This is a genomic window from Novipirellula sp. (assembly GCF_041583735.1).
Lineage (GTDB): Bacteria > Planctomycetota > Planctomycetia > Pirellulales > Pirellulaceae > Novipirellula.
The window spans coordinates 1-8,935 of sequence record NZ_JBFHFD010000349.1 but is presented as its reverse complement, the minus strand read 5'-3'; the positions used below and the strand labels follow the sequence as shown (position 1 = coordinate 8,935).

The following is an 8,935-nucleotide window of genomic DNA, read 5'->3' as shown; positions in this document are numbered from 1 at the left end:
GCCGCTGACCACGGTTTGGCTTTCGACGCCATCCGCGTCGTATGACGAACGCCTGTTGGACGTTGCTGGTTTGTCGCAATTGCGACTGCTTCCACGCTGGACGGTTGCCCAGACGTTGCGACTGCGTCAATCGCCAGCCTCTCTGCTTGCGCTGTGTATTCGATTACAGGTTTAGTGTTCACACCGCTCCGATCGACCGCTTGGTTCAGACAGATTGTTTGAATCAACGCATCGGTGTGTCACTTCTTTTTTTCTATCTGCAACCTTTCTCGAGCACGACTTGATCCGCAGCGACTGCGATTGTCCTCTAGTCCCATCGGGCATTCCGAGGATAAACGCGCAGCGCGCTGGTCACAGCAAGAACTACCATGAGTCGATCCCCGCATCCTAAATTCAAGCATTCCCAATCACGATCATCGCAACATTCGCTGCCACCGACCAAGACCTGGTTCGGCCGAATGTCGTTTGGGATTTTGCTCTGTTTTTTCCTGGCAACGCCGTTCTTGTTTTATGCCGCCGCACGCGCGGTTCAGAGCAACAACAACCAAGTGGGCGATTGGTTGCCGGCCGCCTTTCGTGAGACGGAAGAGCTGAATTGGTACCGCCAGCATTTTGCGAGTGACCAGTTCGTGGTGCTCACTTGGAATGGCTGCAAGATCGAAGGATCGATCCGCGAAGACGGCAGCGTACCGGCAGACCCTCGAATTGATCGACTCGCCAATTTGTTGATCTCGGATTCGCCGGTCGGCGGAAAACAAGGTGCGAGACCTTACGCCCATTACTTCAAATCCATCTACACGGGACCTCGCCTGCTCGAATATCTGTCCGATTCGGCGTCGGGAATTCCCTTTGACATCGCAAAACAGCGACTGGTCGGTTCCTTTCTAGGTCCAGACCGTCAACAGACGTGTTTGCTCATTACGTTGTCCGACGCAGCCCTGCCGAACCTGCGTCAGGTGTTAGCCCGACCGGTCGTCGGACCGCTCGGATTTCAGCATCCAGCCGGCGTCTTGTTCACCGCGTTAGAAAGCTGCGAGATCGACGCAGATCAAGCACGACTTGGCGGTCCTCCGGTCGACAACGTGGCGATTGACGAAGAGGGCGAGCGAACGCTGATCCGGCTTGCCGGACTTTCCGGTTTGCTTGGCCTAACGCTCTCGTGGTGGTCGCTACGCAGCGTTCGCTTGACATGCATTGTCTTTAGCTGCGGCATCCTAAGCGCAGCGGCGGGACTTGCGTCGTTGTGGATCGCGGGCACCAACGCCGACGCGATCGTGCTTTCGATGCCTGCGCTCGTTTACGTGCTCGGAATCTCGGGTGCGGTTCACTTGATCAATTACTACCGCGATTCAATCAGCGACGTGGGGCCGAACGCGGCGCCGGGCAAGGCGATCGCGATGGGCTGGAAACCGGCCGTGTTGTGTTCGCTGACAACCGCCTTTGGTCTGTTGTCTCTGTGTGCGAGCGAGCTGACTCCGATCCAAAAGTTTGGCTTTTACTCGGCAATCGGCGTGATGGAAATGTTGATCGTGCTGTTTCTGTTCTTACCCGCGGCGCTGTATATGTGGCCTGACAAGCTGCCCGTCGCCTCGATCCGAGCCAAAGGCAAGTCGAAATCTCGTGAAGCCACGGTGCCAGCCTCCGATGGCCGAATGCAACAGTTTTGGGACACGCTTTGCGATGTGATCCTACGTCACCATGCCTTGGTCACGATCACATTTCTCGTGTTGATCGTGGGGCTCGTCAGCGGGCTGCGTTACTACCGCACCTCGATTGACTTGATGAAACTGTTCGGTAGGGAAGCCAGAATTCTGAAGGACTATCGCTGGATCGAAGCAAACCTTGGTCCTTTAGTTCCCGTTGAGATTGTGTTGGGGTTTGATTCGGAATCGATTGCCCAAACGGGCGAATCGAAATCAAATGGACAAGATGGCAAAGCGGGATGGACGCTGATTGAACGCATGAACATCGTTGCGGCCACACAGCGAACCATTGAGCAAAAGTTTGGCCCTCACGGCAGCAACGTGATCGGCCCCACGATGTCGGCACTGACGTTTGTTCCACCGCTCCCGCGTCAAAACCGCAGTATGGGGTCGTTTGTTCAACGAAAATTGATGAACCGAAAGTTGGAGCAGGCCTACGATTCCCTTTCCAATAGCGGCTATATGACGTTTGACAAAGATTCGAACCGCGAGCTTTGGCGAATCAGTCTTCGCGTGGCGGCGTTTGAAGATGTTGACTACGGTCAGTTTACGCAGTCGCTCAAAGCGTTAGTGGATCCGGTGATCACCCAGTCCGCAGCCAAGTATGCAAAGGCGGATGGATCGATTCACGGGGTGAACCAGGTCTCGACCCGCTCTGATCGGCCTGCGATTACAACCGTGTACACGGGCGTTGTGCCGATTGTTTATAAAGCACAAACGGCGCTGCTTCGCAGTTTGATCAGTAGTACTGTTTGGTCGTTTCTGACGATCACTCCGCTATTGATGCTCGTTTCGCGAGGCTTCCTCGCGGGCATGGTCGCGATGCTTCCCAACGTGCTTCCGGTGCTGGTCGTCTTTGGCGGGATCAGTTGGCTTGGGCAGCCCGTGGAAATCGGATCGATGATGGCGGCGAGTATCGCGCTCGGGGTCGCAGTGGATGACACGATTCATTACTTGACCTGGTTCCGAGTCAGTTTGAATCGAGATGGCGATCGTCTGAACGCGATTCGCAGTGCCTATCATCACTGCGCGACCCCCACATTGCAGGCCACGTTGATCAACGGTCTCGGTTTGTCGGTGTTTATGGTCAGTACCTTTTCGCCGACCAAGCAGTTTGGTTATCTGATGCTTGTGATTCTTTTTGCCGGAGCGATTGCCGAACTGTTATTGCTACCGGCTCTATTGGCGGGACCCTTAGGGCGAGTCTTCAAGCCGTCTCAAAAAAACAAGGGCACGACGTTGCAAAAGTCGTATCCACATCCCGACTCCGCTAGGACGTCCAACGTCACCACGGTGGCAACGTAAATACAACGCATTGACCACACCTTTTGTTAAGTAGCGCGTTGTTAAGTAGCGAGTGCTCAAGCACTCGAATCATTTCTCATCCAAAAATTTCCTCATTACAAAAACATTGAACTACAAGGAAAACCATGTCCAATCCCACTTTGTCGACGATGCCTTGGTGGAGACAACTTGATCGCTATCAATGGTTTGTCTTCGTCGTCGCGTCGCTGGCTTGGTTGTTCGATTGTTTGGATCAACAACTATTCTTGATTGCTCGCAACGATGCGATCACGTCGCTGATGCCGCCGGGCACTGGCCAGACTGACATTAAACTTTACGGTGGTTATGCCACATCGATATTTGTGATTGGATGGGCGACGGGCGGTTTGATCTTTGGATCCCTTGGCGATCGGATTGGTCGAGCTCGGACGTTGACGATTAGCGTGCTGATGTATTCGGTATGCACCGGATTGTCGGCGTTATCAACCGGCTGGATCGATTTTGCGATGTTCCGCTTTCTCACCGGTTTGGGCGTCGGTGGGGTATTTGGTTTGGCCGTCGCCTTGGTTGCCGATACCGTTCCCCCCTCGGCACGGACGGCAGCACTTGGCACGCTGCAAGCCCTGTCGGCCGTTGGCAACGTGACTGCTGCCATCATCGGCATCGTGATTGGCAAAATGGTCGTTGCCGGAAACATTTCGCCCGAAAACAGCTGGAAGGTGATTTTCTTGGTCGGTTCGATTCCCGCACTCCTGTGCGTGTTCATTCAAATGCGATTGAAAGAACCTGAGAAATGGGTTGCAGCGCGACAGGCGGGCAAGGCAACTGGGGTGCGATTCGGATCCTATGCATCGATGTTAAGCGATCCGCGATGGCGAAAGCACTCACTATTCGGAATGATGTTGTGCGTCGCCGGTGTGATCGGCCTATGGGGCATTGGTTTCTTTAGTCCCGAATTGGTCGGCGATGTCATCGGAAATTCGCTTCGCCAAGCAGGAACGTCCGAAAGCGAAATCGCTGGAGCCCGAAGCTATTGGATCTCGGTCAATATGATTGTTCAGAACCTCGGATCCTTCTCTGGGATGCTGTTCTTTACTTGGTTGACGCAAAAAATTGGACGCAGGCCTGCCTTCGTGATCGGATACTTAGCTGCAATGCTAACGACGATCGCCTACTTCCAAACCTTCAGCGGCGTCGACGACATTTGGAAAAGCGGACTAATGGGGTTTTGCCAATTGGGTCTGTTTGCGCTTTTTGCGATCTATTTGCCTGAACTGTTTCCCACTCGGTTACGCAGCACGGGAACCAGTTTCTGCTACAACGTGGGACGCTTTTTGGCCGCCAGCGGTCCTGTCACGCTGGGGTATCTACAATGGTTTTTGGTGCCGAAGGATGCGGTGGCCGATCAGCGGATCGATGCCCTGCGAGACGCGGCCAGCTATATGAGCGTGATCTTTCTGTTGGGGATCGTCGCGGTTGCCTTCCTGCCCGAGACCAAGGATCAGCCGCTGCCCGAAGACGTGTAAGGCAAACCTTGCAACCCAGCAACTACAAGGCAACATCTCCGTTCCGTTTGCTGCTACACCGCCACTGTGGTCGCGTTGAAGATTAAGTACGTGGTATAGGCGATGTATAGAAAAAGGAAGACGCCGCCTTCCCAGCGAGAAATCACTCGCCCGGTGAAGAAAATCGGCAGACAGGCACACGCAACGGCAATCATGACCGGAATGTCTAACGCAAGAGCCGAGTCGCTAACGGTTATCCCCGTCGGCCCGATGACGCTGGACAAACCCAGAACGCACAGAATGTTGAAGATGTTACTTCCCACCACATTCCCAACCGCGATATCGCGTTCACCGCGAATTGCGGCGGTGATCGATGTCACTACTTCGGGCAAGGACGTTCCCGCCGCGACAATGGTCAGCCCAATGACAAGTTCACTCACGCCTAAACTGGCGGCAACTTTGACCGCACCACTGATCAAGAAGGTGGAGCCAAGCCCAAGCAATATCAAACCGCCGCCGATCCATCCAAAATTGACCCACAAAGTACTGGCTGACTTCACTTCAGCTTCATTTTCGGTTGGCCATTCCTGTTGAAATTCTTCGACAACCGCACGACTCTCTTGGCGGCTTTGGCGAATACACCAGTAGGTGTAAGCGATAATCCCAGCGAACAGTACGATGCCTTCCCAACGGACAATCGCCCCGTCCCATCCAAACACGATCAGCAACAGCGATGCCGCGATCATCACCGGCACGTCCCAGCGGATCAGTTGACTGGAAACGACCAGCGGTACGATCAGTGCCGACACGCCCAGAATGAAGAGCACATTGAAAATGTTGCTTCCGACAACGTTCCCGAGCGCAATATCCGCATTCCCAGCCAAGGCGGCTTGGACCGACACGGCGAGCTCGGGGGCACTGGTGCCAAAGGCAACGACAGTCAACCCAATGACAAGCGGCGAAATTCGCATGTAGCGGGCTAGTCGCGAAGCACCTCGGACCAGCGATTCACCGCCGCCGACCAACAACAGCAAACCTCCACCGATCTTTAGCCACGCCATCACCATATCGCTCATTTGACGGATCCTAAAAAAAAGAAATCTCAACAAAAACTTATGCCAAACGCTTTGCTAATGCAAAATCAGACGTTGCAGCAGGATGACGAACACTCCAGCGATGTAACCTGCGACGGCCAAAGGGGCCACCTTCTTCAGATACCAAACAAAGTCAATGTGCTCGAGCCCCATCGCCGCGACGCCTGCGGCCGACCCGATGATCAAACAACTTCCGCCAGTGCCGGCGCAGTAGGCTAGCAGCATCCAGAAATCGTCGTTGATCGGCATGGAGTACATTTCGATGCCGGCGGCGACCAGCGGAACATTGTCAACAACTGCCGACACCAATCCGATCGCGACCGCGACGACTTCTCGGTTGGGGAGCGTCTCATCCAGCCAACGAGCGGCATCTTCCAAAATCCCCATCGCACCAAGCGATCCAACGGCCAACAAGATGCCCAGGAAAAACAGGATACTGGACATGTCCACGCGGCGGAGCGCTGCCAACACTCCGGTGCTTGATCGCGTCGTTTCATCCATCGTGTGACTGACAAGCTCCGATACGATCCACAGCACCGCAAGACTGAGCATCATGCCCATGTAGGGTGGCAGGTGTGTGGTCGCTTTAAACACGGGAACGCTGATCAATCCGATCAAGCCGAGAATGAGAAACAACCATTGATGCCAGGGACGGATGTCGATTTCGATCGCCTTGTCTTCGCTCGGTCGCTCGCCCAAATGACCTCGCATCAAAAACGTCAATCCAATCAGCGGAACCAACAAGCAAACGAGACTGCCCAAAAATAATTCCGACATCACTTCGACCGTGCCGATTTTATGTTTAATCCACAACATCGTGGTCGTCACATCGCCGATGACGGTCCACGCGCCACCGGCATTCGCGGCAATCACCACCAACCCGACATAACGTAAACGGTCCTCGCGATCTTGGATCAGTTTGCGAAGCAGCGAGACCATCACAATCGTGGTCGTCAAGTTGTCCAATACCGACGACATAAAGAAGGTGAGCAAGCCGACGACCCACAACAATGAGCTCTTTTTGCGTCCTTGGATTCGATTCGTGATGATCGCAAACCCTTCGTGAGCGTCGACCAATTCAACAATGGTCATCGCCCCCATCAAAAAGAACAAAATGTTGGCGATCTCGCCAGTCAAATGCAAGTGCTGGGATTCGATCGCAAACGTCTGGTGGATGTTCTCGATTCTTTCGGATGCGGCTTCGGCAAGAAACCAACTTGGAATCGCTCCGCTGGGCAGCAACTGATCTAGATTGACGACGTAGATGGCCCAGCAGACGACGCCGATCAACAGCGCCGAAGCCGCCTTGTTGATTTTCATCGTGTGTTCTAACGCGATCGCCAAATATCCGAGAAAGAAAATAGCGAGAATCAGGTAGGTCATTTGAAAGAGGTTTCCAAGAATGCAATTGCCTTGTGACGAAGCGGATTTACATCATCATCGATTGGCACCATGGCAAACGGATTATCGGAGGTGCCATTACGGAGACATTGATCGGTATGCCCGACGAAGATCGCCGAATCGATTGATATCCGGCGGTGGACTGTCGCGAGAAACGGTAGCTTTAGAGCCGCAGTGACGTGCCGAGACCTAATAAAGTATTCGACTTCCGTAAAAGACGCCTAACAGCAACGACGTGGCGAGTTTCGTTTCGAAGCCGACTTGCGAAAGCACGGGCACTGGCGCTCCAAGACTTGTCCAACTTTGTATTGGCCGACTCTGGTTCGGATTGCAAGGCCTGGGACAAAGACACCACTGGGGCGAAGTCAGGAACCGTAGCGAAGACGCAACTAGCGGACGCCACGTCGCGATGGCGATTCACATCGACGCGGCACTGAAGAAGGAAGGCCGCCGAGCTTACAAGGGTACAAAATAAAAGAGTGGCCGCGATAGCAGCAGACGCGTAGCGGCGGTGGAACGACATGAACCTAAGACAACTCCAGGAAGCCTTGCACATCACAAGCTGCAATTATCGCATCCGCCTAATTATCGACAAGGGATGTTTCCGAGAAAGTCCGATGGGATCGTCGTACGACAGGAGCGTGGGATCACGGATCGCAGATCACGTCGTTACCAAAAGACATTCCCGAATGGACATCACTTGACAATTTTCCTTCCGCGGCAATACTTCGAAATATCTCCCCTTCGACAATCGTGGACGTCTAAATAAATGAAATCGCGCCGACCCCGTGTTGGCTTCTTTTCCCGAGAGCTTTCGCTCTTTTGCGGTTTCGTTTTCTTCTGCCTCAGTTGTGGCACTCCGGCCATCAATGCCGGCAACCACGGAGACACGTCGAAGCATGAAACCGCGGTGTCGTCGCCGGACAGAGTGATGTCGCCGTTGGCGAGTGTGCGTGACTTCAAATCGCAGGCGATAGATCGGGGCGATATCAAGCCTGGTAAAACGATCGCGTCGTTGCCGGCGACGGTCGTTTGGCACGAACCGGTTTTCTTCACCGAAGAATTCGTCGCGGAACGGCGATCCGCAGCTCCACCGACACTGGTGGTACTTGGGGTTCGATTGCAGATTTAGGACAAACCCGCTGCGTTTGATCCTTTGCTGTTTATCTGCTTTCCTTTCTAACGTTCCCAGGCTTCGATTGCCTTTGGGGACCAACACCAGGTGCTACAATGTCAAAAAATGTAAATCGCTCTTCCATGCAAACCGTTGTTAAAGCTGTTTCCCAGCGGCAGTCGACGACGCAAGAAAACCTTCCTAGCGATCTTTTACCAGCCCCGATCCTGCGATTGATCGAACTTGGAAAGTACGCCGAAGCAAGTGATCGGCTACAAAAGCTGCCTCGATCGCCGTTGATCATGGAAACGCTTGGTGTCTGCTTGATGCGGAGCAATCAAAATGCGCTCGCCGTCAATCTGTTTCGCAGACTTTCGCTGAATCCGGGCACCACGGTGATTCGAATGGATGCCAGCGACGGACTTCGAGTGAATTTTGCGACCGCGATCCTGCTGCATGGCTCGCCCAGTGGAGCACTCGATATTCTGCAAGACTTGCAGGATCGCGATTGTTTGCCCGCGGTACGCATGAAAGCAGCGATTCAGCAGTGGGCCAAGGGGCTCTCGTTTTGGCGTCGTTTGGATTGGAAGTGGAATCGGATTGAACCGGCGAACACGCAAGTTCCAATTGACTTCGAACTAGGCGAGTTTCCGTTCACGATTCCGCACGCAAAAGTCGCATCCGAATTGCCAAGTGATGGCAAGCCCCCTAAGCGAACCGCCCCCAAGCTCGCTGCCTAGCTTGACATGATCCCGTAGTGGACGAGGCAACGAGTCCCGAGCAGCACAATCCGTAGTGGACGAGGCAACGAGTCCCCTTACAGCCCACCCGGTC

Annotated in this window: 6 protein-coding genes; 4 read left to right on the top strand and 2 right to left on the bottom strand. The window is 54.0% G+C overall.

Annotation, left to right across the window (positions count from 1 at the left end):
• The first annotated feature begins 368 nt into the window (after positions 1 to 368).
• Positions 369 to 3,008 (top strand): RND family transporter, encoded by a 2,640-nt coding sequence (locus tag ABX962_RS22110; RefSeq protein ID WP_372722381.1) that lies wholly within the window; start codon positions 369 to 371, stop codon positions 3,006 to 3,008.
• A gap of 125 nt (positions 3,009 to 3,133) precedes the next feature.
• Positions 3,134 to 4,513, top strand: a complete 1,380-nt coding sequence (locus ABX962_RS22105; protein WP_372722380.1) for an MFS transporter — start codon at positions 3,134 to 3,136, stop codon at positions 4,511 to 4,513.
• 53 nt (positions 4,514 to 4,566) lie between these two features.
• On the opposite strand, the gene ABX962_RS22100 is transcribed toward ABX962_RS22105, so the two are convergent.
• On the bottom strand, positions 4,567 to 5,568 hold the full coding sequence (locus ABX962_RS22100) for a calcium/sodium antiporter (protein WP_372722378.1): 1,002 nt from the start codon (positions 5,566 to 5,568) through the stop codon (positions 4,567 to 4,569).
• Positions 5,569 to 5,622: 54 nt separating this feature from the next.
• Positions 5,623 to 6,969 carry a sodium:proton antiporter NhaD gene (nhaD, locus tag ABX962_RS22095; protein ID WP_372722376.1) on the bottom strand — a complete coding sequence of 449 codons (1,347 nt, stop codon included), beginning with the start codon at positions 6,967 to 6,969 and terminating at the stop codon, positions 5,623 to 5,625.
• Positions 6,970 to 7,756: 787 nt separating this feature from the next.
• Here nhaD and ABX962_RS22090 point away from each other — a divergent pair.
• Both ABX962_RS22090 and ABX962_RS22085 read left to right on the top strand, forming a co-directional pair.
• Positions 7,757 to 8,119, top strand: a complete 363-nt coding sequence (locus tag ABX962_RS22090) for a hypothetical protein (RefSeq protein ID WP_372722374.1) — start codon at positions 7,757 to 7,759, stop codon at positions 8,117 to 8,119.
• A gap of 125 nt (positions 8,120 to 8,244) precedes the next feature.
• Positions 8,245 to 8,841, top strand: a complete 597-nt coding sequence (locus ABX962_RS22085; RefSeq protein ID WP_372722372.1) for a tetratricopeptide repeat protein — start codon at positions 8,245 to 8,247, stop codon at positions 8,839 to 8,841.
• The last annotated feature ends 94 nt before the right edge of the window (positions 8,842 to 8,935 follow it).

What these genes read in the sequence shown, in the direction of transcription:
- ABX962_RS22110 (WP_372722381.1), top strand. Translation starts at nt 369, where the DNA reads ATGAGTCGATCCCCGCATCCTAAATTCAAGCATTCCCAATCACGATCA.
- ABX962_RS22100 (WP_372722378.1), bottom strand. Translation starts at nt 5,568, where the DNA reads ATGAGCGATATGGTGATGGCGTGGCTAAAGATCGGTGGAGGTTTGCTG.
- ABX962_RS22105 (WP_372722380.1), top strand. Translation starts at nt 3,134, where the DNA reads ATGTCCAATCCCACTTTGTCGACGATGCCTTGGTGGAGACAACTTGAT.
- ABX962_RS22090 (WP_372722374.1), top strand. Translation starts at nt 7,757, where the DNA reads ATGAAATCGCGCCGACCCCGTGTTGGCTTCTTTTCCCGAGAGCTTTCG.
- ABX962_RS22085 (WP_372722372.1), top strand. Translation starts at nt 8,245, where the DNA reads ATGCAAACCGTTGTTAAAGCTGTTTCCCAGCGGCAGTCGACGACGCAA.
- nhaD (WP_372722376.1), bottom strand. Translation starts at nt 6,969, where the DNA reads ATGACCTACCTGATTCTCGCTATTTTCTTTCTCGGATATTTGGCGATC.